Source organism: Serratia proteamaculans, assembly GCF_949794035.1.
GTDB lineage: Bacteria > Pseudomonadota > Gammaproteobacteria > Enterobacterales > Enterobacteriaceae > Serratia > Serratia proteamaculans.
This window is the reverse complement of sequence record NZ_OX461105.1, coordinates 2,181,084-2,205,332: the sequence shown is the minus strand read 5'-3', so window position 1 is coordinate 2,205,332 and position 24,249 is coordinate 2,181,084. Positions and strand designations below refer to the sequence as shown.

Annotated in this window: 21 protein-coding genes; 9 read left to right on the top strand and 12 right to left on the bottom strand. The window is 56.2% G+C overall.

Annotated elements, in window-relative coordinates; translation table 11 throughout:
- Positions 1–19: 19 nt before the first annotated feature.
- The 3 genes from QOT07_RS10365 to pdxR form a co-directional block, all read right to left on the bottom strand.
- Positions 20–721, bottom strand: coding sequence for a GNAT family N-acetyltransferase (locus tag QOT07_RS10365; RefSeq protein WP_207977835.1), 702 nt, complete (start codon positions 719–721; stop codon positions 20–22).
- Positions 722–741: 20 nt separating this feature from the next.
- A complete protein-coding gene (locus QOT07_RS10360; RefSeq protein ID WP_085116335.1) occupies positions 742–1,194 on the bottom strand; it encodes a GNAT family N-acetyltransferase in 453 nt (150 codons plus the stop codon).
- A 141-nt stretch (positions 1,195–1,335) separates the two neighbouring features.
- Positions 1,336–2,847: a MocR-like pyridoxine biosynthesis transcription factor PdxR gene (pdxR, locus tag QOT07_RS10355; protein ID WP_207977833.1), complete on the bottom strand. Its 1,512-nt coding sequence runs from the start codon at positions 2,845–2,847 to the stop codon at positions 1,336–1,338.
- A 292-nt stretch (positions 2,848–3,139) separates the two neighbouring features.
- Between pdxR and QOT07_RS10350 the strand changes: the two genes are divergently transcribed.
- The 6 genes from QOT07_RS10350 to QOT07_RS10325 all read left to right on the top strand — a co-directional run bounded on the left by QOT07_RS10350 (position 3,140) and on the right by QOT07_RS10325 (position 10,596).
- Complete coding sequence (locus tag QOT07_RS10350) at positions 3,140–3,856, top strand: gluconate 2-dehydrogenase subunit 3 family protein (protein ID WP_151415165.1); 717 nt, start codon at positions 3,140–3,142, stop codon at positions 3,854–3,856.
- Positions 3,856–5,634 (top strand): GMC family oxidoreductase, encoded by a 1,779-nt coding sequence (locus tag QOT07_RS10345; protein WP_283603056.1) that lies wholly within the window; start codon positions 3,856–3,858, stop codon positions 5,632–5,634. Before QOT07_RS10350 ends, QOT07_RS10345 begins: the two co-directional genes overlap by 1 nt.
- A gap of 18 nt (positions 5,635–5,652) precedes the next feature.
- A complete protein-coding gene (locus tag QOT07_RS10340; protein ID WP_283603055.1) occupies positions 5,653–6,933 on the top strand; it encodes a c-type cytochrome in 1,281 nt (426 codons plus the stop codon).
- 322 nt (positions 6,934–7,255) lie between these two features.
- Complete coding sequence (phoP, locus tag QOT07_RS10335) at positions 7,256–7,927, top strand: two-component system response regulator PhoP (RefSeq protein WP_020826469.1); 672 nt, start codon at positions 7,256–7,258, stop codon at positions 7,925–7,927.
- Positions 7,928–7,932: 5 nt separating this feature from the next.
- Entirely contained in the window at positions 7,933–9,390 is a 1,458-nt protein-coding gene (phoQ, locus tag QOT07_RS10330) for a two-component system sensor histidine kinase PhoQ (protein ID WP_099064865.1), read from the top strand.
- 84 nt (positions 9,391–9,474) lie between these two features.
- Positions 9,475–10,596 carry a ribosomal protein uL16 3-hydroxylase gene (locus tag QOT07_RS10325; protein WP_099064841.1) on the top strand — a complete coding sequence of 374 codons (1,122 nt, stop codon included), beginning with the start codon at positions 9,475–9,477 and terminating at the stop codon, positions 10,594–10,596.
- A gap of 48 nt (positions 10,597–10,644) precedes the next feature.
- On the opposite strand, the gene QOT07_RS10320 is transcribed toward QOT07_RS10325, so the two are convergent.
- Both QOT07_RS10320 and pepT read right to left on the bottom strand, forming a co-directional pair.
- The gene (locus QOT07_RS10320; RefSeq protein ID WP_099062337.1) at positions 10,645–11,733 is read right to left on the bottom strand and encodes a malate/lactate/ureidoglycolate dehydrogenase; all 1,089 of its coding nucleotides are present in this window, start codon (positions 11,731–11,733) and stop codon (positions 10,645–10,647) included.
- Positions 11,734–11,818: 85 nt separating this feature from the next.
- Entirely contained in the window at positions 11,819–13,048 is a 1,230-nt protein-coding gene (gene pepT, locus QOT07_RS10315) for a peptidase T (RefSeq protein ID WP_219015972.1), read from the bottom strand.
- Between the two features lie 368 nt (positions 13,049–13,416).
- Between pepT and QOT07_RS10310 the strand changes: the two genes are divergently transcribed.
- On the top strand, positions 13,417–14,976 hold the full coding sequence (locus QOT07_RS10310) for a PTS transporter subunit EIIC (protein WP_283603054.1): 1,560 nt from the start codon (positions 13,417–13,419) through the stop codon (positions 14,974–14,976).
- 25 nt (positions 14,977–15,001) lie between these two features.
- Positions 15,002–16,387: a family 4 glycosyl hydrolase gene (locus QOT07_RS10305; RefSeq protein WP_283603053.1), complete on the top strand. Its 1,386-nt coding sequence runs from the start codon at positions 15,002–15,004 to the stop codon at positions 16,385–16,387.
- 17 nt (positions 16,388–16,404) lie between these two features.
- On the opposite strand, the gene QOT07_RS10300 is transcribed toward QOT07_RS10305, so the two are convergent.
- The 7 genes from QOT07_RS10300 to QOT07_RS10270 form a co-directional block, all read right to left on the bottom strand.
- Positions 16,405–17,118 carry a MurR/RpiR family transcriptional regulator gene (locus tag QOT07_RS10300; protein ID WP_261415878.1) on the bottom strand — a complete coding sequence of 238 codons (714 nt, stop codon included), beginning with the start codon at positions 17,116–17,118 and terminating at the stop codon, positions 16,405–16,407.
- Positions 17,119–17,231: 113 nt separating this feature from the next.
- Positions 17,232–18,068 (bottom strand): Sir2 family NAD+-dependent deacetylase, encoded by an 837-nt coding sequence (gene cobB / locus QOT07_RS10295; RefSeq protein ID WP_085116325.1) that lies wholly within the window; start codon positions 18,066–18,068, stop codon positions 17,232–17,234.
- A 136-nt stretch (positions 18,069–18,204) separates the two neighbouring features.
- Positions 18,205–19,122: an N-acetylglucosamine kinase gene (gene nagK, locus QOT07_RS10290; protein WP_283603052.1), complete on the bottom strand. Its 918-nt coding sequence runs from the start codon at positions 19,120–19,122 to the stop codon at positions 18,205–18,207.
- Between the two features lie 55 nt (positions 19,123–19,177).
- Entirely contained in the window at positions 19,178–20,425 is a 1,248-nt protein-coding gene (gene lolE, locus QOT07_RS10285; RefSeq protein WP_283603051.1) for a lipoprotein-releasing ABC transporter permease subunit LolE, read from the bottom strand.
- Complete coding sequence (gene lolD, locus QOT07_RS10280) at positions 20,425–21,129, bottom strand: lipoprotein-releasing ABC transporter ATP-binding protein LolD (RefSeq protein WP_085116323.1); 705 nt, start codon at positions 21,127–21,129, stop codon at positions 20,425–20,427. The genes lolE and lolD overlap by 1 nt, the downstream gene beginning before the upstream one ends.
- Complete coding sequence (lolC, locus tag QOT07_RS10275; RefSeq protein WP_085116322.1) at positions 21,122–22,324, bottom strand: lipoprotein-releasing ABC transporter permease subunit LolC; 1,203 nt, start codon at positions 22,322–22,324, stop codon at positions 21,122–21,124. The genes lolD and lolC overlap by 8 nt, the downstream gene beginning before the upstream one ends.
- A gap of 117 nt (positions 22,325–22,441) precedes the next feature.
- The gene (locus QOT07_RS10270; protein ID WP_085116321.1) at positions 22,442–23,083 is read right to left on the bottom strand and encodes a helix-turn-helix transcriptional regulator; all 642 of its coding nucleotides are present in this window, start codon (positions 23,081–23,083) and stop codon (positions 22,442–22,444) included.
- Positions 23,084–23,169: 86 nt separating this feature from the next.
- Here QOT07_RS10270 and QOT07_RS10265 point away from each other — a divergent pair, with 86 nt between their 5' ends.
- Positions 23,170–24,153, top strand: coding sequence for a threo-3-hydroxy-L-aspartate ammonia-lyase (locus QOT07_RS10265; RefSeq protein WP_099062346.1), 984 nt, complete (start codon positions 23,170–23,172; stop codon positions 24,151–24,153).
- Positions 24,154–24,249: the final 96 nt, after the last annotated feature.

Below are 24,249 nucleotides of genomic sequence, written 5' to 3'. Positions count from 1 at the left end.
ATGGCCGCCTCTTTAACATCTACCCCATCAACGCCTGCAGCCGTTTTTTCTGCTGCCCTTGTGCGTCGAAGTTGTCGGGATCCAGCCACTGCTCAAACCCGGCCCTGATGGTCGGCCAACGGTCGGCAGTTATAGCAAACCAGTCGGTGTCCCGGCTGCGGCCCTTGGTGACCAACGCATATCTGAAAGTGCCTTCATACTTGAAACCGAATCTCGCCGCTGCCTGTTTGGAGGGGGCGTTATGGCTGTCGCACTTCCATTCACAGCGGCGATAACCCAAATCCTCAAACAGGTGTCGCAGCATCAGATAAATCGCTTCGCTGGCGCTGGAGCGCTGCTTCATCGCCGGTGACCAACTGACATGACCCACCTCCGCCACGCCGTTAGTTTCATCGATGCGCATGTAGGCCACCGTCCCGACCGGAGCCTGGCTTGCACGGTCAAACACCGTCAGGTTCACCAGCGTGGCATTCGCCTGCAGGGTGGTCAGATGCTGCAACATCGCCGCCGGGCTGTCCGGCCGCTCTATCGATAAATAGGTCCAGTCCCGGCCATCCGGCGCCTGCTGGAAAGCGCTGAACAAAGCGCCATGATCCCGCTGCGCATCAAGCTGTTTCAGGCGGCAAAATCGCCCGTCGAGCGTCTTGCCGGTTGGGCGTTTCACTACCCGCCAATCGGCTAATGACTCGCCGACCGGCTGACCGAATTGATTGATCACCATACAGCCTCCACTACCTGTCGTTAACGTTCGTAAACAACAAACGAAGTTCTTCGACCTATTTTGTCATACAAGGAACGGGCCGGAGCATTATATTCCTGCGTCGTCCAATAAACCCGATCGCTGCCTTTTTCGTCCGCCAACTGATAGGCCTGCTCGAATAACTTTTCGGACACCTTCTTGCCACGCGCCGCTGGCGAAACATAAAGATCTTCAATATAACAATAACCCACCGAACTCCAGGTGGAAGGATGGAATATCAGGTTCATTAATCCCAATAAATTGCCGTCTTTATCTTCTGCCACCAGGCCATAAACCTGCGGATCCTCACATAAACGTCCAAAGGTGTGATCGGTGACCTGCGGCTTAATATCCGCGCGATAAAAATGAAGATACCCTTGCCAAAGATCTAACCACTGGGGTTTATCAGCGTTTTGTAATTTACGAATTGTCACTTCATTGTGTACTGGGAGCATAATGCCTCTCTGGTTTTAAGCTGTTATTTCCAGAGGAGAAATAACGGAATACCAGCAGGATACACCGGCCAATGCCCACTGAATACAGACCAATCAACAACAGCGGGCAGACCAATTCCAACGAACTCACTCTGTTCAGATCTATTCTGGAAGCGTGCTGAAAATCGATGATAACTTTTTGATAAATTTTACAATTTCGTCCGGAGCATAGGCCGCAAAGCCGAATACCAACGCGCCTTCGCCCGGCGGATGGGTATAAAAATCAATCAATCCATAGACCTTCATCCCCTGCGCAGCAGCAGCCTGGATCAACTGCCGTTCGGTTGCCGCGTCCGCCAGCGGGCAAACCAGTTGCAGCCCCCCCTGTGGCAACCGCGGTTGAGTCCAGGGGGCAAGATACTGATGCACCGCCGCATGTAAAATCTCCAGTCGGGCCTGATATATCTTGCGCATATTTCTTAAATGTTCGGCATAAAAATCGTCATTGATAAATTTGAATAACGTCATCTGGGGCAGTGCCGAAGTATAACCATCCTGGAATTGTTTAGCCGCCACCATAGGTGGAATTAATTGCGGCGGAACAATAAGAAAGCCAATGCGTAACCCCGGGAACAGACTTTTACTAAAAGTACCGATATATAACGTACGTTGGTACTGATCCAGCCCCTGTAATGATGCGGTGGTCAACCCGTTATAATTGAACTCGGAATCGTAATCATCTTCAATAATCCAGGCCTTTTCACGTTGCGCCCACGCTAATAACTTCAGTCTTCTTTCAATGCTGAGCGAATATCCCAGAGGGTAATGATGAGAAGGGGTGATATAAACGCCCCGCCCGCCCTCTTTGGTCTGAACCAACTTATCGATATCCATACCCAATTGATCCACCCCAATCGGCTGAGCGATTAAGCCCGCCGACTGAACCAGTTTTTTCGCGCCCTGATACCCGGGCTCTTCAACAAACACCCGGTCACCGGGATTAAACAGCACCTGGGTACACAGCGAGAGCGCCTGCTGGGAACTGGTCACCACGATCACCTGCTCAGCACTGGCCTTAACGCCCCTTTCCCGGCGCAGATACTCGATAATTTCCTCTCTCAACTCCACCAGCCCCTGAGGATCGGCATAGCCCAGCAGGCGTTCGGCTCCCTGGCGCACCGCCTGCCTTTCCAGTTGCAGCCAGCTATCGATAGGGAACAAGCGCAAGTCGGGCATTGAGGGGGTCAATGAGCCGCTGCGGCGGGTATGTGGAGCATGGGCAGCAATCAGCAGGGAGCGGCCGTGTGCACTCAGCTCCCGCTCCACCAACAGGGCATGACCCGTATGGTCGACCGCCAGCAGTTCACGACCGATCAGGGTGTCTTGCTGGTAACTGACGAAGCTGCCGCGCCCAACGGCACGGGCAATGTAGCCCTCCGCTTCCAACTGGCCATAGGTCAGTTCGACGGTATCGCGAGAAATAGCCAGTTGAGCCGCCAGAACCCGGCTGGGCGGCAGTTTGGCCAGGTAACACAGCTCGCCCGCCGTCACCTGCTGTTTGATCGTCAGGTGCAGCGCAGCCTTACGCGTCATCCCCTGTCGTAAATGCTGATTAAAGCTTGCCTGTATCGCCTCTGTCGAAACGCCCTGTTGGCTGTCACTGCTGTGTTTCATGCTGCTCCGGATCAGAGGTCCGCCGTGTCTCCGGAGAATAAACCGGTAACGGAGATGTTGGTTAATTGATCTAAATCAATCTAGTTGTGAACAAAATGTTTTGAAACAGATCATCCGTTGTTTGATTTACAGCGCCAGCCCTACACTAATACAACCATACCAGTAGCTTGCTACTAATGTGGTTGTCTACTTTATTACCCGTCCCCGCCTGTTTACCGCTGCTGGATAGCAGCGGCGTTGGCCGGTATTGCCAACGCGGGCATTTATTGTGAAGCATGTTCAAGGTGGAATTATGTCACAACAGCACAACTCTTCGCCGCCCCGGCGTAACTTTCTCAAAAAAACCCTGGCGTTGATCCCGCTGGCCGCCGCCGGCAGCAGCATTCTGGCACTGGATGCCAAGGCTGCCCCCGCTGCCGGCGTATCGGAGCACTACGTTCCGGTCTATTTCAACGCAGATGAATGGCGTTTTCTGCTGGCGGCCTGCGATCGGCTGATCCCCACTGACGATAACGGCCCAGGCGCAGTCGATCAGGGCGTGCCGGTGTTTATCGATAGGCAAATGGAAGCCCCCTACGGCCACGGCGGCTTATGGTATATGCACCCACCATTCGTTCCTTCCCCGCCGCAACTGGGCTATCAGTCCAAGCTGACGCCACGCGAAACCTACCGAATCGGCATCCGCGAAGTCAATGCGCACTGCCAGCAACAGTTCCAAAAAGGGTTTGCCGATCTCGATCACGCCGAGCAGGAACAACTGCTGGCTGCGCTGGAGCACGGCCAACTGGATTCCGAAGACCTGCCCGGCAAGGCGTTTTTCGACCAGTTGCTCACCAACACCAAAGAGGGTTACCTGGCCGATCCGGTGCATGGCGGTAACCAGACGCTGGCGTCATGGAAAATGATCGGTTTCCCCGGCGCACGTGCGGATTACACCGACTGGGCCAATCGCCCCAATCAGCCTTATCCCCTCGGGCCGGTCAGTATCTCAAGCAAAAGGAATGCATAATGAGCGCAATCAAGAAGCCAGCGGTAGACGTGGTCATCGTCGGATTTGGCTGGACCGGCGCCATCATGGGGATGGAGTTAACCGAAAGCGGGCTTAGCGTGTTGGCACTGGAGCGCGGTGAACAGCGGGATACTTATCCGGACTTCACCTATCCGCGCATTGCCGATGAACTGACCTATGGCATTCGCATGAAACTGATGCAACCGATGGCCAACGAGACGGTCACGGTACGTCACACCCCGGCAGAATTTGCCGTGCCCTACCGTCAACTGGGTTCCTTTTTGCCGGGCAACGGCGTCGGCGGTGCCGGTGTGCACTGGAACGGCATGCATTGGCGCGCTTTGCCGTCCGACCTGAAGCTGCACACCACCCTCACCGAAAAATACGGTGCCAAGTGGATCCCGGAAGGCATGACGCTGCAGGACTACCCGTTGAGCTATCAGGAGCTGGAACCCTACTTCGACAAGTTCGAAAAAGTCTGCGGCACGGCGGGTAAAGCCGGTAATCTGCGCGGGCAAATCATCAAGGGCGGCAATCCGTTCGAGGGACCACGTAACAGCGAATACCCCACGCCGTCGCTGAAGCCGCTTTACTCCGGTTCGCTGTTTGGCACCGCGGCCGAGTCGCTGGGTTATCACCCCTTCAACGTGCCCGCCGCCAACTGCTCCGTCCCCTACACCAATCCCTACGGCGTCCAGCTCGGTCCCTGCAACTACTGCGGCTACTGCGAACGCTTCGGCTGCTTTATGTATTCCAAAGCGTCACCACAGAGCACCATCCTGCCGGTGCTGACCCAACGTAAAAACTTTGAGCTACGCACCCAGTCGCAGGTGATCAAAGTGAATCTGGACAGCAGCGGCAAGAAAGCCACCGGCGTGACCTATATCAACGCCCAGGGACAAGAGGTGGAGCAACCGGCCGATCTGGTGATCCTCAGCGCCTTCCAGTTGCATAACGTCCGCCTGTTACTACTGTCCGGCATCGGTAAACCTTATAACCCGGTGACCGGGGAAGGCGTGGTCGGCAAGAATTACGCCTACCAGATGAACAGCGGTATTTCGCTGTTTTACGATAAGGATACCCACTTCAATCCGTTTATCGGTGCTGGCGCCGCCGGTATGGTGATCGACGATATGAACGGGGAGAACTTCGATCATAGCGGCTTGGGATTCATCGGTGGGGCTTACATCTCCGCCACCCGCACCGGGGGCCGACCGTTGCAGCAAATGACGCTGCCGCCGGGCACACCCGGTTGGGGCAGCGGCTGGAAACAGGGCATCAAGGATAACTATTTGCACAGCATGAGCCTCGGCTCCGAAGGCTCGGTGATGCCTTACCGCGATTGCTATCTGGATCTGGATCCTACCTACAAGGACGGCTACGGCCTGCCGCTGCTGCGTATGACGTTTGACTGGAAAGATAATGAGATCAAAATGACCCAGCACATCACCAGCAAAATGGTGGATATCGCCAACGTCATGAAGCCCAAACAGATGTCGGTATCGGTGATGAAAGCCGGCGATCATTACGACGTGCGGCCTTATCAGTCAACCCACACCACCGGCGGTGCCATTACCGGCGATAACCCAGCCACCAGCGTGGTGAATAAATACCTGCAATGCTGGGACGTGCCAAACGTATTTGTCACCGGTGCCTGCGCCTTTCCGCAGAACCTGGCCTATAACCCCACCGGCATTGTCGGCGCGCTCGCCTACTACTCGGCCGAGGCGATCCGCACTCAGTATCTGAAAAACCCCGGTCCTCTGGTTCAGGCCTGATAGCATAAGGAGCTTCACATGAAAGGACTTACTCCCTCGCTGTTGGCGCTGTTGATGCTGGGTGCTACCACGGTACAGGCAACTGACGACCCACAATTGGCGGCCCGGCTGCAACACGGGGAATACCTGGCGCGCGCCGGTGACTGTGCCGCCTGTCATACCGGCCCCAGCGGCGTACCCTTTGCCGGCGGTCTGAAAATGACCACTCCGGTCGGTGCCATCTACTCCACCAACATTACGCCGGATAAACAAACCGGCATCGGCGAATACAGTCTGCAGGAATTCAGTGACGCCTTGCGCAAAGGTATCGCTCGCGACGGGACCCGGCTCTACCCGGCGATGCCCTATCCCTCGTTCGCCAAAATCAGTGATGGGGACGTTCGCGACCTGTACCTGTATTTTACCCGGCAAGTTAAGCCTGTGGCTCAGCCCAATAAAGACAGTGACATTCCCTGGCCGCTGAATATGCGCTGGCCGCTGGCCATGTGGAATCTGGCGTTTCGCGAAGACGGCGCCTATCGGCCGGATACCACACAAAGCCTCGACTGGAACCGCGGTGCCTATTTGGTCCAGGGGCTGGGCCACTGCGGCTCCTGCCATACGCCGCGCGGTATTGGCTTCCAGGAAAAAGCGCTCAACCAGAGTGACGACGCCTATCTGAGTGGTGGCACACTGGAAGGCTGGCATGCCACCAACCTGCGCGCGGATGCGGTAACTGGCCTGGGCAAATGGAGCACGGAAGATATCACCCGCTTCCTGAAAACCGGCCATAGCCCCCGTTTTGCCGCTTTCGGTGCAATGGTTGACGTGGTACAGGACAGTACTCAGTCCCTGAGCGATGCCGATTTACGTGCCATCGCGGTTTATCTGCAATCCTTGTCGGCCGGCAATAAGGAAAAGCCGCTGATGCAGGACGGTGGCGCGGCCAAAATGCTGTTAAACGGCGATGTCAGCCGCCCGGGTGCCCAAACCTATCTGGATAACTGCGCCGCCTGTCACCGCAGCGACGGCCAGGGCTATCGCGACACCTTCCCACAGTTGGCGCACAACCCGGCGCTGTTAAGTGATGATCCGTCCTCGCTGATCAGTATTATCCTCAACGGCTCCCGCACGCCAGTCACCGTCGGCGCGCCCACCGGGTTGACCATGCCGGACTTTGGTTGGCGTCTGGACGACGAGCAGATTGCTCAACTCGCCACTTTTGTGCGCAGCAGCTGGGGCAACGATGCACCGGCGGTCACCGCCGCTCAGGTACAGGAAATCCGCAAAAACAGCGTCAGTAAACCGACCCAACCTTAAATACTTCAGGGGCCCGGAATCGGGGGCCCCTCTCCCCACCTCGCAGCCTCTCTCGTTTAAGTTTGGTTTAACTTTGCCTCCGCATTGTTTATCCAGCGTTTATTTGATGTTGCCGATAATGACCACGCACCGAAAATCGATAGCGCTATTTCCTGCCAAGGCTCTGCGTCCCTTGCGGTAACAGCCGGTTATACCTACCATAACGTCAATATAACGATCAGATGGCCTAGGTTGTCGCACGCTATCCCTCACACGCCAAGAGCGTGTTACCTTTACAGCGTGGGTGACAGGATGTTCACCCGCCGATTTACAGGAGTCTGCCATGCGAGTACTGGTTGTTGAAGATAACGGTTTATTGCGCCACCACCTCTCCGTACAGATGCGTGAAATGGGCCACCAGGTTGATGCAGCAGAAGATGCCAAGGAAGCCGACTATTTCCTGCAGGAACATGCGCCGGACATCGCGATTGTCGATCTCGGCCTGCCGGGTGAAGACGGCCTGAGCCTGATCCGCCGCTGGCGTGCCCACCAAATGAAATTGCCTATTCTGGTGCTGACCGCACGCGAAAGCTGGCAGGACAAGGTGGCGGTGCTGGAAGCCGGTGCCGACGACTACGTCACCAAGCCGTTTCATTTGGAAGAAGTGATTGCCCGCATGCAGGCGCTGATGCGCCGTAACAGTGGCCTGGCTTCCCAGGTGATCGTCTTGCCGCCGTTCCAGATCGACCTTTCGCGTCGCGAGCTGAGCGTCAACGAACAGCAAATCAAACTGACGGCGTTTGAATACACCATTATCGAAACCTTAATCCGCAACGCCGGCAAAGTGGTCAGTAAAGACTCGCTGATGCTGCAACTGTATCCGGATGCCGAACTGCGCGAAAGCCACACCATTGACGTACTGATGGGCCGTTTGCGTAAAAAGCTGCAGGCCGAATACCCACAGGAAGTGATCACCACGGTTCGTGGCCAGGGCTATCGTTTTGATGCGAAGTGAACATGATGTTCAACAAAGATAAAAAGCCGTTTTCACTACGCGCCCGCTTTTTGATGGCTACCGCCGGGGTGATCCTGGCGCTGTCGCTGTCCTATGGTCTGGTCGCGGTCGTGGGGTATATCGTCAGTTTCGACAAAACCGCCTTCCGCCTGCTGCGTGGCGAAAGCAATCTGTTCTTCAGCCTGGCCCAGTGGAAAGACAACAAACTCACCATCGCTATTCCGCCCGACATCGATCTCAACTTCCCTACCCTGGTGTTTATTTACGATGATAAGGGCAAGCTGCTGTGGAGCCAGCGCCAGGTGCCGGAGCTGGAAAAACGCATCAATAAAGAGTGGCTGGAAGAGTCAGGTTTCTACGAAATTGACACCGATACCCGCATCAGTAGCGAAGTCCTGGGTAACAACCCCAAGGCGCAGGATCAGCTCAAAGACTATGACGACAACGACCAGAATGCGCTGACCCACTCGGTAGCGGTCAACACCTACGCGGCGACACCACGGTTACCCGCGTTGAGTATCGTGGTGGTCGATACCATTCCACAGGAGCTGCAGCGTTCTGACGTGGTATGGGAATGGTTCAGCTATGTGTTGCTGGCTAACCTGCTGTTGGTGGTCCCCTTGCTGTGGCTGGCGGCCTACTGGAGTTTGCGGCCAATCAAGGCGCTGGTGAGTCAGGTCGGCGAACTGGAGAACGGTGAACGAGAACAGCTCGACGAAAATCCCCCCAGCGAGCTACGCGGACTGGTGCGCAATCTGAATATTCTGGTGCGCAACGAGCGCCAGCGCTACACCAAATATCGCACCACGCTTTCCGATCTGACCCACAGCCTGAAGACGCCATTGGCGGTGCTGCAAACCACCCTGCGCTCACTGCGTACCGGCAAGCAAACCACCATCGAGGAGGTCGAGCCGATCATGCTGGATCAGATCAGCCGTATCTCCCAGCAAATCGGCTACTACCTGCACCGCGCCAGCATCAATTCGGGACAAACGGTGCTGACACGTGAGATCCATTCGGTACCGGCCCTGCTGGACAGCCTGAATGTGGCACTGAACAAGGTCTATCAGCGTAAAGGCGTGGTGATCACCCTGGATATTTCGCCGGAAGTGACCTTTATGGGGGAAAAGAACGACTTTATGGAAGTGATGGGCAATGTGCTGGAAAACGCCTGTAAATACTGCCTGGAATTCGTTGAAATCACCTCTCTGCACTCCGATAAATACCTCACTATCGTTATCGACGACGACGGTCCGGGCATTCCGGAAAGCAAGCGCGAGCTGATCTTCCAGCGCGGTCAACGGGTAGACACATTGCGCCCGGGCCAGGGCCTGGGATTGTCGGTAGCGGCGGAGATTATTGAGCAGTACGACGGCTCCATTACCATCAGCGACAGTCCACTGGGCGGAGCCCGCATGCAGGTCACTTTCGCTCGTCAGCACGATTCCCACCATAACGAGTAAATTCTGTTGTTAAGGCCCCGATCCACGGGGCCAAACTTCCGTTATAATCGCTCTCAGGCTCACTCCACTATCCTGGAATAGAACATGGATTATCAATTAGATCTGGACTGGAACGATTTTTTGCAACGTTATTGGCAAAAACGTCCGGTGATTCTGAAGCGCGGCTTCAAAAACTTTATCGATCCGATCTCCCCGGATGAGCTGGCTGGGCTGGCGATGGAAAACGAAGTGGATAGCCGTTTGGTCAGCCACCAGGACGGCCGCTGGCAGGTTGCGCACGGTCCCTTTGAGAGCTTTGACCACCTGAGCGAGAACAACTGGTCGCTGCTGGTGCAGGCGGTGGATCACTGGCATGAGCCTTCCAGCGCGCTGATGCGCCCGTTCCGCCAACTGCCGGACTGGCGGATGGACGATCTGATGATTTCGTTCTCGGTCCCGGGCGGCGGCGTAGGTCCGCACCTCGATCAGTACGACGTATTTATCATTCAGGGCACCGGCCGCCGTCGCTGGCGTGTGGGCGACAAAGTGCCGATGAAGCAGCTTTGCCCGCATCCTGACCTGCTGCAGGTTGAACCTTTCGACGCCATTATCGATGAAGAAATGGAACCGGGCGATATTCTGTATATTCCGCCGGGCTTCCCGCATGAAGGTTACGCGCTGGAAAACGCACTGAATTATTCCGTAGGCTTCCGCGCTCCCAACGGTCGTGAACTGATCAGTGGTTTTGCCGACCACGTGCTGGCGCGCGAGCTGGGCAGCAAACGCTATAGCGATCCAGACATTCAGCTGCGCGAACATCCGGCGCAAGTGCTGCCACAGGAAGTCGACGCGCTGCGCCAGATGATGCTGGATTTGGTTCAGCAACCGGAACACTTCCAACAGTGGTTCGGCGAGTTTATCTCTCAGACCCGCCACGAGCTGGACGCTGCACCGCCAGAGCCACCTTATCAGGCCGGAGAAATCTACGAACTGCTGCAACAGGGTGAACCCTTACAACGTCTGGGCGGCCTGCGCGTATTGCGCGTCGGTGACCAGTGTTTTGTGAACGGCGAACTGATGGATACCGAGCATCTGCAGGCTGTCGATGCGATGTGCCAGAACTTCAGCGTTAATGCCGCCCAATTGGGTGACGCGGTGGACGATCCTTCGTTCCTGGCGTTGTTGACCGCGCTGATCAACAACGGCTACTGGTATTTTAAAGACTGAAGCTGACAAGATTCTAATCAGGCCACCCGCTTAGGCGAGTGGCTTTTTTTATGCCCGCAGCGCCCTGCTCTGGTAACCGTCCAGCTCATCGTCCGGCATGCCTGCCTGTTTCGCCGCCGCGCAAATCTGCTGCCAGGTATTGGCATCTATCGGGATCCCCTGCTGCAACCGCGCCTCGCGGTTCGCCTCCTCCCACTCCCCCGGCACCTCAATCGGCCGGCCATCGCTCGAAGGGGAAGCCTTCACCCAGTCGATAAACGCCTCTGCCTCGTTCTGCATCTCAGGCGCGGCGAAGGCCTCTGGATTGAGGATAATGGTGGTCATGCAGTTGAAAATGGCGTCGCTGTCGGACTTCAGGGTAGCACTATGGGTAGTGCGCCCACCGGACAACGCGCCGCCGAGAATTTCGCACAGGGTGGCCAGCGCGTAGCCTTTGTGCGCACCGAACGGCAGCAGCGAACCAAACGGCGACTGGTGCATCACTTTGGGTTCATTGGTCGGTTGCCCATGTTCGTCAATCAGATAGCCCGGCGCGACTTTCAAGCCTTTGTTGTAGGCCACGCGGGTTTTGCCAAAAGCGATGCCGCTGGTGGCGAAATCCAGCAGCAGCGGTTTTTTATCTGCACGGGGGAAAATGACGCAGAAGGGGTTAGTGCCAAAACGACGATCGCTGCCGCCGAAAGGCGCCACCATCGGATCCCCCACCACGTTGACGAAATGGATGGAGATAAAACCGGCACGCGCGCACTGTTCAGCCCAGTGACCAATGCGGCCAATATGGTGCGAGTTATTCAACGCCACCGCCGCCAGGCCCAGTTGGCGGGCGCGCTCGATACCTTTGTCCATCGCCTCGCTGGCGACCACCTGGCCAAAACCCTGACCACCGTCAATCGTCAGTACCGCACCGGCGTCGCGCACCACCTCGGCATGAACATTCAGTTGCAAATGCCCCTGCGCCAGCGACGCCATATAGCTGGGGATCATGCCGACGCCGTGCGAATCGTGTCCGGCCAAATTGGCCTGAACCAAATGTTCGGCCACTAATTCGGCCTCCCGATCCGTACTGCCGGCATGGCGCCAAATGGCCTGCACAAACTGCTCAAGGCATTGGCGATCGATACGGTGTTCAGTGCTCATGATACGGCTCCTTGTGCTGGAAATAGCTTCCACACTAGGAGCAAATCATTGTTACGGCAAGCCATTATGATCATCGCCATCGAGGCTATTGGGTACGTTCTGCCGTTAGCGCGGCGATGCGCATAATCACGGCCACCGCCTGCTCCATCCCTTCCAGCGACACAAACTCATGCTTGCAATGATAGTTATAACCGCCGGTAAACAGATTCGGGCACGGCAGGCCACGGAACGACAACTGAGCCCCGTCGGTACCGCCGCGAATCGGCTTCATGATCGGTTCAATATCACATTCACGCATCGCCTGCTGCGCCAGCGCAATCACATGCGGATGTTCCGCCACCTGTTCACGCATATTGTAATAACTGTCTTCGATCGTCACTTCGATATAGCAATCCCTCGGCAGGCCTTTACCTATCTGCTGAGCGACTTCAATCATCCGACGTTTACGCGCTTCAAACCCCTCACGCTCGAAATCCCGCACAATATAGTGCATTTCGGCACGCTCAACGCTGCCCTTGAGGCTGCTTAGATGATAGAAACCCTGATAACCGGTCGTGGTTTCCGGGGTTTCATCCGCAGGTAACGCCTGTTGAATGCGTGTCGCCAGTGACAGAGCGTTCACCATCACGCCTTTGGCGCTGCCGGGGTGCACGTTATTGCCGACAATTTTCACCGTTACCGAAGCCGCATTGAAGTTTTCACATTCCAGTTCGCCGACACCGCCACCGTCCACGGTATAGGCCCACTCGGCGTTGAACTCTGCAACATCAAAAAAACGTGCGCCCTTGCCCACTTCCTCATCCGGCGTAAAGGCCACGCGGATATCACCGTGGGGGATCTTGCTCTGTTGTAGCCGCACCATCGCGGTCAGAATTTCGGCAATACCCGCTTTGTCGTCGGCGCCGAGCAACGTTTTGCCGTCGGTGGTGATCAGCGTCTGCCCCAGCATCTGGTGCAGGATCGGGAACATCACGGGTGACAGCACCTCATCACCAATACCCAGAGCAATATCGCCGCCGCGGTAGTTTTCGACGATCTGCGGGTTAACGTGTTTACCGGTAAAATCCGGTGAAGTATCCAGGTGGGCAATAAACCCAATGGCCGGGACAGACCAGGCAACGTTCCCCGGCAAAGTCCCCATCACGCAGCCATGCTCGCTGAGCGACACCCGATCAAACCCCAATTCAATCATTTCTTGCTGCAATGCACGCGCCAGCTTCATTTGCCCGTCGGTGCTCGGCACATGTTTGACGTTCGCTTTGGATTGCGTGTCGAATGAGACGTAGTTAAAAAAACGATCTAGTAGTTTATCCATGGTATCCGCCCTCAGAATATCGCGTTTCATTATGCGGAACCGATCCGGATCAAATATTGCGACAGGTCATTTTTAGCCAGATTTAACGAAAATCATTAAACCCCGTGATGATTGCTCGAGTTGATTAAGCCGTCATCCCCGAAGTCAGCCCCACAAACTGCAGCAGGTTGCGCTTTTGTGTGACCCGCTTCACGACGGGTACCGGTTGTCAGCCGCTGACCACCGGTACCTAATTCCGCCGGTTAATTGCATCGCCGGATCTTTCCTCCTATAACTGAACCAAGGCAAAGTTTGCCTTTTCTCTTTTGTTATCCAGGGAGCTTTATCAAAAACGTCGTTATCCATTAAAATATAAAAAAGGAACTGCCATGAAAGGTATTATTGATAATATCTTAAGCAAGCTGCAGCTATTTTCCAAAGCCATGATGGGGCCGATATTTTTCCTGCCGGTGATTGGCCTGATCCTGGCATTAAGTTCTATTCTCACTAACGCCACGTTGGTTAATGAAAACTCCAATGTTTTTCATGTTGGTAAAATGATCGGCGACACCTTCTGGCCGCTATTTGGCAATCTGGGGCTGATATTCTGCATCGGTATTACCTATGGACTGGCCAGGGATAAAAAGAGCGAAGCTGCATTGGTGGCGGTGATGTGTTTTATTATGTTTCTCGGTGCCAACTCCTCTTATTTGCAGCTGAGCGGCCACGTGGCGCAAAAAATTAACGGCGAATTCTACGGCACCGGACAGACCGAACTGCTGGGATTCACCGTGGTGGATATGGGCATATTTCTCGGCCTGATCCTCGGCATCACCATTGCCTGGGTGCATAACCGCCTGTGCAACGTCGAACTGAATGGCGTGTTATCGGTTTATGGCGGCTCCAAACTGGTGCTGATTGCCATGACACCGGTGATTGTGCTGTACGCCATCGCCTTCAGCTACCTGTGGCCGGCCATCTCGCACGGCCTGATTTCGCTGACCGGCTTTATGAAAAGCTCCGGTTCGCTCGGGGTGTTCGTCTACGGCTTCTTCGAGAAATTCCTCATCCCCACCGGGCTGCATCACTTTATCTGGTCCCCGTTCCAGCTCACCAGCATTGGCGGCTCGATCGTGCAGGATGGCCACACCGTCTCCGGCTCGCAGGCCATTTTCCTGGCCTATATGCGTGACCCCACTATCTCGCCGCTGATGAATGAAGCCCTGCGTTTCTCGCAACAGGGCATGGTGACCATCTTCGGCCTGTCCGGGGCGGCTCTGGCGTTTTATCACACTGCCAAACCGGAAAAGAAAATGCTGGCCAAGGCGATCCTGATCCCGGCCATCACCACCTCGATTCTGGTTGGCATCACCGAACCCATCGAGTTTACCTTCCTGTTTATCTCGCCACTGCTGTGGGTGATCCACGCGGTACTGACCGCACTGTCACAGGTCGCCTGCAATCTGTTCGAGGTACGGCCCTGGGGCGCCAGCGGCCTGATTGAGTTCCTGGTATATAACCTGCCGCTACCGGTGTCCCTCACCCGCTGGCCGCTGTACGTAGTTATTGGTCTGGTCCAGTTTGCAGTCTATTACCTGGTCTTCAAAACGCTGGTACTGAAACTCAATTTAAAAACGCCAGGCCGCGAGGATGACGATGAGGTCAAACTTTATTCCAAGCAGGAGTATCAGAACAGCAAGAATCAACCGAGTGAATTGAGCGGAATTATTATTCGCGCACTGGGTGGCAAAGACAATATTGTTTCCGTCGATAATTGCTTCACCCGACTCAGGGTCGAATTAAAAGATATGCAACTGGTGGATGAACCGGCATTAAAGAGCACCGGAGCCAAAGGCGTAGTGAAAAACAGACGCGAGGTGCAGGTTATTTATGGCGTCACCGTTGGCAAGGTAAAAAATCAGGTCGAAAAATATTTAGCAGCACTCTGACACTTATTAATTTGGGAGATATCGAATGAAATTAACCGTTCTGGGTGGCGGCGGTGTACGCTCGCCGTTCCTGGCCAAATCCATCGCCTATAACGCCCACCGCATCGGCGTCACCGAAGTGGTGTTTATGGATACCGATCAACATAAACTGGCTATTTACGGCGCCATCGCTCAAGGGGTATTCCAGCGCATCCGCGGTGATATCACCTTCAGCCTGACCAGCGATCCACAGCAGGCGCTGAGCGGCGCGGACTATATCATCACCACCCTGCGCATCGGCGGTGAGGAGGGTCGCATTTATGATGAACGTATCGCGCTCGACCATCAGGTTCTGGGGCAGGAAACCACCGGCGCAGGCGGCTTCGCCATGGCAATGCGCTCAATACCGGCAATTATCGACTATTGTCGACTGATCGAACAACTGTCGTCTCCCAACGCGGTGTTGTTCAACTTCACCAATCCTTCCGGCATGGTGACCGAAGCGATCATCAAATCCGGCTTTAAACGCCAGGTGTACGGCATCTGTGATGCGCCCAGCGAATTTATCCGCGAACTGGTCGAGCTGTTGGGTTGCCGCGAGAGCGAATTGAGCATTGACTGCTTCGGGTTGAATCACCTGTCCTGGTTCCGCAATGCGCGGGTCAACGGCGTACCGGTGACTGAACGGCTGCTGGCGGATCCACGCCTGTATCGCGACACCTGTATGAAGTACTTCTCACCAGAGCTGGTCGAACTCTCCGACAACCTGATGCTCAACGAGTATCTGTATTACTACTACTACCGTGAACAAGCGATCGCCGCTATCGTCAGCGCCGGTGAAACCCGCGGCGAGCAAATTGCGCAGATCAACCGGCAGATGCTGGCAGACTTGGCCGAGCTGGACATCCCGAACCAGCTGGGTCAGGCCTTCAGCCTCTACTTCCGTCATTATCTGACGCGTGAAAACTCGTATATGCAGCGCGAGTCCAGCCAGGGTAAGGTGAAAGAGCGAGAAATGCTGACGCTACAGCAGTTTATCGAACAACCTGACAGTGGTGGCTACGCCGGCGTGGCGATCGATATTCTGGAGGCGGTGAACAGTGGCCAGCAAAAACGCGTGGTGGTATCAATGCAGAACAACGATACGCTGGACTTCCTGCATCCTGAAGACGTGATTGAAATCAGCTGCGAGCTAAGCAGTGCAGGTATTCACCCGGTGAAAATGCGCGATATTCCCGACACGCAAAAAAACCTGATCGCCCGGGTGAAAGAGTACGAACGGCTGGCCGTAGAAGCTATTCTGGAAGGTAACCGCAAAAAGGCCATCAAGGCGTTGATGGTGCACCCGCTGGTGAACTCTTACTCGCTGGCAAAAACGCTGGTGGAGGAGTACTTGCAGGCCCATCAGCAATACGCTGAACATTGGCATTAATCCCTGCGGCGCGGCCTTCAGCGGCTGCGCCGTTCGAACCAGGCCTTGATCAGGTTTTCAAAGCCCAGCAAGCAGTGGCCGAAGAACGGATTGGGATAATAGATATCATGGTCATACTTCTGCCGATCTTCATAAATAAAGCTCATGTCAGCCTGCTGGGCCAGCGGGCTGTCACCGTCACCGCAAAATGCCGCCAACTGAATATTGTTGCGTTTCACCGCCTCGCTCCAACTCAGCGCCGAGCTGCTGTTGCCCGACTTTGAAATCACGATCACCATATTGAAACGAAAACGCGTCTCCCGATCGAGAATATCGAAGTCTGGCCACAGCGACAGATAACTGTCGATGCCCAGGGTCATAAACTTGTTGTACATGTACTGCGCCACCAGTTGCGAGAAACCGCTGCCGTGGATCAGAATTTTGCCGCCGTCGAGCAAGTCAAGAAACTGCGCCTGTTGCTGCAGGCTGAACGCTGCGGGTGCCGGTCTTTCGGCCAGATAGGCAGGCGCCATTGCCAGGTTGAATTTGATAAAATACACCAGCTCCAGATAGCCGCGAAAGCCCAGCTTCTTGGCCAGCCGCACCAGCGTCGACGGCGAGCTGTAGCAACGGGCAGACACCGCCCGGATGCCTTCGTCGATGCAGGCGTCAGGGTTATCCAGAATGCAGTTGAGAATAGCCAGATCCGTTTTGCTCAGATCCGTCTGGCTGAATACCTGTTTGAAATTCACCGTCACCCCGTGGCGCTATTATGACGAAAGAAGGCGGGTATTTTCTGGATGGGCAGTTCGCGGAGCGCCAGGCATAACCCCAGGGAGCAAAGGCTTGTCCCCCGGGGCCGCACTCATGGCTGATCGGCTCTTGCGACTTTCCCTACCAGGAATTTGTGCACAAATCGCGGTACCACGGCACTGGCCTGGCCATAGTGTTTTTCATCGAACTGGCTCTCGACCTGGCTGGGCTCCAGATTCAGCTCCATGGTATGCGCCCCGCCCAGTCGCGCTTCATGTACGAAACCGGCGGCCGGATAAACATGACCCGAGGTGCCAATGGCGACAAAAAAGTCGGCCTTGGCCAGCGCCTGATAAATTTCGTCCATGCCCAGCGGCATTTCGCCGAACCACACGATATGTGGCCGTAGCGGTGCCGGGAATTGGCAGCAATGACAGCGATCGTCGACGCTGAGATCCTCCGGCCAGTCAAATACCTGCCCCGAGCTGGTGCAACGCACTTTCAGCAGTTCGCCATGCATATGCAGCACCCGCGAACTCCCGGCACGTTCGTGCAGGTTATCGATATTCTGCGTCACCAGCAGGAAATTATCGCCCAGCCAGGCTTCAAGATCCGCCAAGGCACGGTGTGCAGCGTTAGGCGCAATGTCCGGCGACTGCAACTGGCGGCGGCGCTCATTGTAAAATGCCTGCACCAGTTGCGGGTCACGCTGGTAGCCTTCCGGCGTAGCGACGTCTTCCACCCGGTGCTCTTCCCACAACCCGTCTGCGGCGCGGAAGGTACGGATGCCCGACTCAGCCGAGATGCCGGCCCCGGTCAACACCACGACAAACGGCTTTTTCAGCTCGGCGGCCGCCATGGTGTCGCGATGAAAAATCCGCGAACGAAAGCGCTGATGCAGCACATGCTTACTCTTGCGAAACTGACACAGCCGATGGCGAGTGTGCATTACTCTCTCCTTACTTTTCCCTGTTGACCCTTCTTACTTGACGCTGCCACGTTGTTGGCCGCGTACATTCACCCCAGTCACTTACCTGAGTAAGCTCCTGAGGACTCATGCACTTGCCGCCTAGCCGCAACGCCAATTACTTTGGGTGTACCAAATTGAGGAACGCGGCCCCGCGTACCCCGCCAGCGTCTCCGTAGCGCGCTTTTTCAATCCGCGGCAACTTGGCCACGCGCAACAGATGCGCCGGTAAACGCTGTGGCAACGCCTGGTAGATCGCCTCAAAGTTCGACAACCCACCGCCAATCACCACCAGATGAGGATCGATGATGGTCAGCAGGTTACCCAGGCAAATCGCCAGCACGTCCATAAAACGTTCGACGTGAGCCACGGCCTGCGGCTCACCCGACTGATAATGCGCAATAATCTGCTGCGCAGGCAAGTGCTGCTGGTAAAAGTGGGCGTACATCCACTCAAAACCGCGGCCGGAAATGTAATTTTCGATGCAACCCTGATGACCGCAGCCACAGGGAACGCGAGGTATATCACGCCCCAGCACCTCAAGCGCATCCACCGGCAGGCGGAAATGACCAAATTCACCGGCGATATAGTTACGCCCGGAGACCACCTTGCCATCGACGATTAACCCGCCGCCAACCCCGGTGCCGAGAATGATGCCCAACACCGTCGGATAGTGACGGAACTCCTCGTCCCAGGCTTCCGACAGCGCAAAGCAGTTGGCGTCATTATCAATGCGCACTTCGCGGCCAATCAGTTCAGCCAGGTCATGCGGCAACCGCTGCCCCATGGCCGCAGGCACGTTGGCGGTGAACACCGTGCCGTCATCATCGTTAGGCAGCCCCGGAATGCCGATGCCCACCATGCCCTGCTGGCCGCAGAACGCATCCGCTTCAAAGGTCAGATCGCACAGCGTCGTCAGCAATTGCTGGTAGTCATCACGCGGCGTCGGCACTCTTTTTTGCCAAATGCGCTGCAGGTCTGCGTCGAATACGCCCAGCTCAATCTTGGTGCCGCCCATATCGAAACCGTAGTACATAACCCACCCTCAGGCTAAAAAAATGGGGCGGCATCTCTGCCTCCCCTGATTTTGATTATTGTCCGCTCAACACTCGCGCCGGATCGATACGGCTGGCACGCCTGGCCGGATACCAGCTAGCCAACAGGCTGAGCACCAGTGCGGTCACCAATACTATCACCACGTCCAGCCAGTGCAGCTCGGAAGGCAGGAAGTCGATGAAGTAGATATCTCCCGACAGGAATGAGTGCCCCATCAGTTTTTCCAACCCTTTGATGATGTTGGTCAGTTGCAGCGAGGCGATCACCCCGACCACCACACCGCTGACGCTGCCCACCAGCCCGGCCAGCAGGCCGTACCAGATAAATATAGCGCGGATAAACCCGTCTTTGGCACCCAAAGTCCGCAGCACGGCGATATCGCCGCTCTTGTCCTTCACCGCCATCACCAGCGTGGAGACGATGTTAAAACAGGCAACGCCAATCACCAGCACCATCGCCAGATACATAATGGCGCGGATCATCTGGATATCGCGGTACATATAGCCGTAGGTGCCAATCCAGCTCTTGATATAGACGTAGGAGTTGGTGACTTCACCGGCGTCACGCACCAGTTTATTGGCGGCAAACACGTCGTTAACCTTGATAGCGATACCGGTCACGCTGTCGCCCATATCCAGATATTGCTGGGCATCGGCCAAAGGCACCATCGCCAGGCTGTGATCGAGCTGGCCGCTAAGCTGCAGAATACCGGTCACGTGCAGACGAATGCGCTTCGGCTGCAACAGCTTCATTTGCGGATCGCTATTGGGGATCATCACCGTCACATAGCTGCCCTGCTTGACACCCAATGCATCCGCAACGCCCTTACCGAGGATCACCTGCTGTTCACCGCTTTTGAAATTGGCCCAGGCATTGCCCTGCACGTATTTCGGTAACGCACTGAGCTGGTTCTCCTGCTGCGGGTCAACCCCCTTGACGCCGACCGCACGCAACTGCGCGCCATTTTCCATCAGGCCGGTAAAGTTGATATAAGGGGCGGCGGCCAGGATACCCGGCACTTTCTCCACCCGCTGCAAGATTGACGACCAGTCTTTGAACGGCTGTTTCACCGGTTCGATTTCACCGTGCGGCACCACCGCCAAAATACGGTTCTTCAGTTCGCGCTCAAAACCGTTCATGGCGCTCAGGCCGACAATCAGCACCGCCACGCCCAGCGCAATACCGATGGTGGAAATCACCGAGATCAACGACACCATGCCGCCACGTTTACGCCCGCGGCTGAAACGCAGGGCCGTCAGAAAGGAAAGTGACGCACCCGCCATTACTCAGCCCCCAACAGGGTCAACTGGGCCTGCAGATGGCCGTCGGCCATTTCCAACTGGCGACTGAGTCGCTTGGCCAGTTGCAGGTCATGGGTCACCACCAGGAACGCGGTACCCTGACGCACATTCAGTTCACCGAGCAGATCAAAGATGCTGTCGGCAGTGCGTTTATCCAGGTTGCCGGTTGGCTCATCCGCCAGTACCAGCGACGGATTATTCACCAGCGCACGGGCAATCGCCACGCGCTGACGTTCACCGCCGGACAACTCTGAAGGCCGGTGCTTGCTACGTTTGGCCAGGCCGACCGCGGTCAACATTTCCATCGCTTTTTCCTGCGCCTGCGCCGGTTTCATCCCGCCGATCAACAGCGGCATAGCAGCGTTTTCCAACGCGGTAAAGTCCGGTAACAGGTGGTGGAACTGGTAGATAAAGCCCAACTGGCGGTTGCGCAGCTCGGCCTTGGCGGCCGAAGACAGGGTGTTCAGCGACTGGCCCTTGTAAATCACCTCGCCGGACGTCGGTGAGTCCAGCCCGCCCAACAGGTGCAACAGCGTACTTTTCCCTGAACCCGAACTGCCGAGGATCGCCATCATCTCGCCCGGCTGCATGGCAAAGCTGACATTGCGCAGTACGTCGGTATGCAGGTTGCCTTCCTGATAGGTCTTGCACAGGTTTTCACACTGCAACAAAAGATGATTACTCATAACGTAAAGCCTCAGCGGGTTGTACGGCGGCAGCGCGCCATGAAGGGTAAAGCGTGGACAACAGGGAAACCGCCATCGCCGCCACGGCGATGATCGTCACCTGCAGCGGATCAACCGCCACCGGCAGCGAAGCGCCGTCAATCAATGCGCCAAGGATAGGCATCAGGTTATTCAGGTTGGTGGCCAGCAGCACGCCAAGCAGCGTGCCAAGCAACGAACCGATAATGCCGGCGCTGGCGCCCTGCACCATAAACACCGACATAATTTGCCGACGCGTCAGGCCCTGGGTCTGCAGAATGGCCACTTCGCCCTGCTTCTCCATCACCAGCAGGCCGAGCGAGGTAATAATGTTAAATGCCGCCACTGCCACGATCAGGCTGAGCAACAGCCCCATCATGTTCTTCTCCATGCGCACCGCCTGGAACAGCTCGCCCTTACGTTCGCGCCAGTCTTTCCATTCGGTGCCCTGCGGCAATTTCTGTTGGCTGAGGGTATCGACCGTCAGCGGCTGCTGCAGGAACAGACGCCACCCGGTGATATTGCCAGCCGGGTAACGCAGCAGGCGCGAGGCGTCCTGCTGATTGACCAGCATCTGGGTACCGTCAACCTCACTGTTCGCGTGGAAAGTACCAACCACGGTAAACAGACGTTGAATGGGAATACGGCCCATCGGCGTAAACTGGCTGGCGCTCGGCACCATCACTCGCAGCGGATCGCCACGCTTGACGCCAAGCTGCCCGGCCAACTGCTCGCCGATGATAATGTTGTACTGGCCCGGCTGCAGCTGTTGCTGCTTGACGTTCACCAGGAACGGCGTCAGCGGATCGGCTTCGTCGGGGTTCACCCCCAGCATCACACCCACCGCCACGCTGCGGGCGCTTTGCAGCACCACATCACCGGTGGTCAAAGGCGCAACGCGGCTGACGCCCTGCAAGCCCTGCACCACCGATGCCGGGACCTGCTGAGGGTTGATCGACCCTTGCGGACTGGTGATCAACGCCTGCGGCATCAGGCCGAGAATATTGTTTTCCAGATCCTTTTCGAAACCGTTCATCACCGACAATACGGTGACCAACGCCATCACCCCCAGCGTAATGCCGATGGTGGAAAGCCAGGAAACAAACCGCCCGAAGCGGTCTGAGGCCCGCCCGCGCATGTAGCGCAGGCCAATGAATAACGCGACAGGTTGATACATGAAATCCGTTTTGTTGCCGTAGCTTAAGCAAAGTGATCAAGGATAATAAAGGCTATACCCCGTTTAGGGAACCACCCTGACGCCTTTTATTCCGCCGCTCCCCCGAACGGCAGCACGTCACCCGGCGTCACGCTTTAACAGGTTGTAAACCGACACCCGTGAAATACCCAATGCTTCCGCTACCATGGTGGCTGCCCCGCGCAGTTGCAGATACCCCTGTTGCTTTAACAGTTGGATCACCTGAAAACGCTGGTCGGAAGAGAGTGCGCGTGGCGCGCTGGCATGCGAGGCGGCAAAGTTATTGATCACCGAGGCAATATCCGACAGCGAACGTGCGCCTTCGGCGACCGGCTGTGGCGTGCTCTGCACTACGGCGGTCAATTGTTGCAGGATAGCCGTGGCGCTGTTGAAGATCGAGACGTCCAGATTCAGGCAGATCGCGGCGACATAGACTCCCTGGCTGTTGCGCAGGCCAATTGACGTGCTCTTGGCCGGGCGGCCGTCCGGGAAGGCATTGGCATAGTTTTGCACCACATCTGGGAAGTCTGGCGAAGCAATACGCTCCAGCCCCATTTCGCTGGCGGCGTCGCCGATACTGCGGTTAGACAGATTATTGGCGATGGCGACGATAGCATGGTCTGGCTGCGTCAGATCGTGCAGCACCACTTCGCAACTGGGGGCAAACATGGTGCCCAGTGCCTGAACAATTTTTTCTGCTTCACGCAGCAACAGCGCATTTTCCTGCCTGAGATCGCTCATTGAGTTAACCATTTGACAATAACTTTACAAAGAGTAAATTAAAATCTTCGTGTTATCAATCAACCTTTCACCTACGCGAGGTCGCCATGAGTTCAACGCCCCACTGTATTACCGCCGCCGATATCTCTATCGCCGCAGAAATCCTGAACGGGCATGCCATCCGCACGCCAGTCATGACCTCGCAGCAGGCCGATCGCCATACCGGCGCACAGTTGTTCTTTAAATGCGAGAATTTCCAGCGCGTTGGCGCCTTCAAGTTTCGCGGCGCGTACAATTCAATTGCTCAATTGAGTGAGGCGCAACGCAAGGCTGGGGTGATTGCCTTCTCCTCCGGCAACCACGCACAGGCCATGGCGCTGGCGGCGCGGGAGTTAGGGGTCAGCGTAACCATAGTGATGCCGCACGACGCGCCAGCCACCAAATTGGCGGCAACGCGGGGTTACGGTGCCAACGTGGTGATTTATCAGCGTCACAGCGAAGACCGGGAGGCCATTACCCAGCGCCTGGCGGCCGAGCATGGCCTGACGATGGTGCCCCCCTATGATTATCCGCAGGTGATTGCCGGCCAGGGGACCGCCACCAAAGAGTTGATTGAGGAAGTTGGGCCGTTGGATGTGTTGCTGGTCTGCACCGGCGGCGGTGGCTTGCTGGCCGGCAGTGCGGTGGCGGCACACCACTGGTCACCGGGCTGTCGGGTATTCGGCGTGGAGCCACAGGCGGGTAATGATGTGCAGCAGGCATTCCGCAGCGGCCAGCCGGTACAGATCCCGGTCCCCAAGACCATCGCCGACGGCGCACAGACTCAACAGGTGGGTGCGTTAACTTTCCCGATCATTCAACAGTACGTCGAGGATATTTTGACGGTCAGCGACCCACAGCTGTGTCGGCAGATGCGCTTCTTTATGGAAAGAATGAAAATGGTGGTCGAGCCAACCGGCTGTCTGGCCGCGGCGGCGGCGATGAACTCGCTGCTCGATCTGCGTGGCAAAAAGGTCGGGGTGATCGTCAGCGGCGGCAACCTCGACGTCGATAAAATCACCGACTATCTCGCCATGGCGGCACAAGAATAGTGCCGCCAGACGGTTAAATATCCACCGACAGACTGTAGCTTCGCGTTTTTACCTGTGTCAGTTTACTGCCCAGTGGGCTAGAATTACCGGGTAAAG

Bases quoted from the DNA above. Each gene is read 5' to 3' on its own strand.
- QOT07_RS10345 (WP_283603056.1), top strand. From the start codon at position 3,856: ATGAGCGCAATCAAGAAGCCAGCGGTAGACGTGGTCATCGTCGGATTT.
- lolE (WP_283603051.1), bottom strand. From the start codon at position 20,425: ATGGCGGGTGCGTCACTTTCCTTTCTGACGGCCCTGCGTTTCAGCCGC.
- QOT07_RS10320 (WP_099062337.1), bottom strand. From the start codon at position 11,733: ATGAGCACTGAACACCGTATCGATCGCCAATGCCTTGAGCAGTTTGTG.
- phoP (WP_020826469.1), top strand. From the start codon at position 7,256: ATGCGAGTACTGGTTGTTGAAGATAACGGTTTATTGCGCCACCACCTC.
- QOT07_RS10340 (WP_283603055.1), top strand. From the start codon at position 5,653: ATGAAAGGACTTACTCCCTCGCTGTTGGCGCTGTTGATGCTGGGTGCT.
- pepT (WP_219015972.1), bottom strand. From the start codon at position 13,048: ATGGATAAACTACTAGATCGTTTTTTTAACTACGTCTCATTCGACACG.
- QOT07_RS10360 (WP_085116335.1), bottom strand. From the start codon at position 1,194: ATGCTCCCAGTACACAATGAAGTGACAATTCGTAAATTACAAAACGCT.
- QOT07_RS10270 (WP_085116321.1), bottom strand. From the start codon at position 23,083: ATGAGCGATCTCAGGCAGGAAAATGCGCTGTTGCTGCGTGAAGCAGAA.
- cobB (WP_085116325.1), bottom strand. From the start codon at position 18,068: ATGCACACTCGCCATCGGCTGTGTCAGTTTCGCAAGAGTAAGCATGTG.
- QOT07_RS10350 (WP_151415165.1), top strand. From the start codon at position 3,140: ATGTCACAACAGCACAACTCTTCGCCGCCCCGGCGTAACTTTCTCAAA.
- lolD (WP_085116323.1), bottom strand. From the start codon at position 21,129: ATGAGTAATCATCTTTTGTTGCAGTGTGAAAACCTGTGCAAGACCTAT.
- QOT07_RS10305 (WP_283603053.1), top strand. From the start codon at position 15,002: ATGAAATTAACCGTTCTGGGTGGCGGCGGTGTACGCTCGCCGTTCCTG.
- QOT07_RS10265 (WP_099062346.1), top strand. From the start codon at position 23,170: ATGAGTTCAACGCCCCACTGTATTACCGCCGCCGATATCTCTATCGCC.
- phoQ (WP_099064865.1), top strand. From the start codon at position 7,933: ATGTTCAACAAAGATAAAAAGCCGTTTTCACTACGCGCCCGCTTTTTG.
- QOT07_RS10310 (WP_283603054.1), top strand. From the start codon at position 13,417: ATGAAAGGTATTATTGATAATATCTTAAGCAAGCTGCAGCTATTTTCC.
- pdxR (WP_207977833.1), bottom strand. From the start codon at position 2,847: ATGAAACACAGCAGTGACAGCCAACAGGGCGTTTCGACAGAGGCGATA.
- lolC (WP_085116322.1), bottom strand. From the start codon at position 22,324: ATGTATCAACCTGTCGCGTTATTCATTGGCCTGCGCTACATGCGCGGG.
- nagK (WP_283603052.1), bottom strand. From the start codon at position 19,122: ATGTACTACGGTTTCGATATGGGCGGCACCAAGATTGAGCTGGGCGTA.
- QOT07_RS10365 (WP_207977835.1), bottom strand. From the start codon at position 721: ATGGTGATCAATCAATTCGGTCAGCCGGTCGGCGAGTCATTAGCCGAT.
- QOT07_RS10325 (WP_099064841.1), top strand. From the start codon at position 9,475: ATGGATTATCAATTAGATCTGGACTGGAACGATTTTTTGCAACGTTAT.